Origin of the sequence: Terrabacter terrae, assembly GCF_039529575.1 — a bacterium.
GTDB classification, from domain to species: domain Bacteria; phylum Actinomycetota; class Actinomycetes; order Actinomycetales; family Dermatophilaceae; genus Terrabacter; species Terrabacter terrae.
The window spans coordinates 1-1,977 of record NZ_BAAANB010000067.1; the positions used below are offsets into that span (position 1 = coordinate 1).

The window sequence follows — 1,977 nt, forward strand, 5'->3', positions numbered from 1 at the left end:
CTACTTCGACGAGGCGGAGACCCACTACGGCGCGCCGTGGCCGGTGGCCTACCGGTTCGACGAGGAGCGGCGGCTGGAGACGCTGCGAGCCTTCGGGCTCAAGGCGATTCCGGCGCTCGCCTACCCCCACAAGCCCGGGATGGCGCAGTGGCTCAACGAGTGGTGCGCCGACTTCGCGGCCCGGGTCCCGGACGCGGTGCACTGCGCCACCTTCTATCCGGAGGCGGGCGTCGGGGACTACGTCGGGGCGTCGCTCGACGCGGGCGCTCGCCTGTTCAAGATGCACGTGCAGGTCGGCGACTTCACGCCGGACGACGAGCGGCTCGAGCCGGCCTGGGCGCGGCTCGAGGGGGCGGGTGTGCCGGTGGTCGTCCACGCCGGTTCGGCCCCGCTGCAAGGGCGTCACACGGGACCGGAGGCGGTGCGGGAGGTGCTGCGCCGCCACCCTGACCTGGTGCTCGTCATCGCACACCTCGGCATGCCGGAGTATCACGAGTTCGCCGACCTGGCAGACGAGTTCGCCGGTGTGCACCTCGACACGACGATGAACGGCACCGACTTCACGAACCGGTTCGCGCCCTTCCCCGACGGCTACGTCGAGCGCCTTGCCGTCCTGCGTGACCGGGTGGTGCTGGGCTCGGACTTCCCGAGCATCCCCTACCCGTACGCGCACCAGCTCGAGGCCCTCTCGCGCCTCGGGCTCGGGGACGACTGGATGCGAGCCGTGCTCTGGCACAACGGCGCTCGTCTCCTCGAGCTCTCGGCGGGTCAGCGCAGATAGGTCGCGAGAAACTCCGCAGTGCGCCGGATCGAGGTGTCCCACTGCGGTGAGGCCAGGGTGTGCCGCCCGCCGGGATAGACGTCGAGCTGGACCGACTTGCCCTCCGCCTTCAGCGCCGCCACGGTCTCGCGGGACCAGGCGAGCGGGCAGTCCTCGTCCGCCGTGCCGTGGTGGATGAGCAGCGGCTCGGTGACCCGGCCGAAGTAGGTCCGCGGGCTCGTAGTGGCCCACCTCGCCGGCTGCGCCTCCGGGGTGCCGAGCCGGGAGATGACGGCCTTCGCCGCGGCGGCCCGGGAGGTGTCCCGGCGCACCCACTTGTCGAAGTTGTCGACCGTGTCCGAGCTCACGGGCGCATACGCCACGGCCGCCTTGAAGAGCCCCGGACGCGCGACCAGGGCGCTCAGGACGACCCCGCCACCCATCGACCGCCCGATGAGGGCGATGCGGCCCCGGTCGACGAAGGGCGCCTTGTCGAGCGCCAGCCCCGCGTTGATCGCATCGACGGTGTAGCCGGTGCGGAGGTTCGCGTCGTTGCTCGGGTCACGGCTGGACTGGGCGTGGTTGCGGTAGTCGATGTGCAGCGTCACATAGCCGTGGCGGGCCAGGTGGTCGCGCTCGCGCAGCATGGTCTCGCCGTTCGTGTAGGCGGCCGGGTCGACGTAGCCGTGGGCCAGCACGACGGCGGGGAACGGGCCCTTGCCGCGCGGGATGTTGATGCGCCCGGAGATGCTCAGGCCGTTGCTCTCGTACGTGACGAAGTACTGCCGATAGGCGTTCGTGCTGCCGCCTTCGCGCCCGAGCCTGAGGTCGCCGGCGTCGTAGCGCAGCGCGATCAGCGCCGGGATCGACGCCGGGTCCGGCGTGGGCGTGGGCGTGGACGCCGGGGTGCCCGTCGGAGCGGTGGGTGAGGCCGAGGTCGCGGATGAAGCCGGAGAGCGCACGGGCCCGTTCGAGGTTGCGTATGCCGTCCGCGACGTCGCGCTGCCTCCCTCCGTCGCGTTCGGGGCAGCGGTGCACGCGCCTAGCAGCAGCGGCGCGCCCAGGGCAGCGGCGACGAGAGCGGTCGGCGACGGCATACCCCAGTCTCCCCCGACCGGCCAGGTCAGGTCACGTGAGGCAGGTCAGGTCAGGGTGGCGGCGGCCTCGAACACGGTCCAGGCCTGCAGCTGGGGCGACAGCTCGAGCGGTGGCCCGGG

Annotated in this window: 2 protein-coding genes; one reads left to right on the forward strand and one right to left on the reverse strand. The window is 72.1% G+C overall.

The window, feature by feature from the left end; all coding sequences use genetic code 11:
- Positions 1–781: amidohydrolase family protein (locus tag ABD194_RS19135; protein ID WP_343994441.1), on the forward strand; the 781-nt coding region annotated here is incomplete at its 5' end.
- Here ABD194_RS19135 and ABD194_RS19140 read toward each other — a convergent pair.
- Entirely contained in the window at positions 769–1,857 is a 1,089-nt protein-coding gene (locus ABD194_RS19140; protein ID WP_343994443.1) for an alpha/beta hydrolase family protein, read from the reverse strand. The genes ABD194_RS19135 and ABD194_RS19140 overlap by 13 nt on opposite strands.
- Positions 1,858–1,977 lie beyond the last annotated feature (120 nt).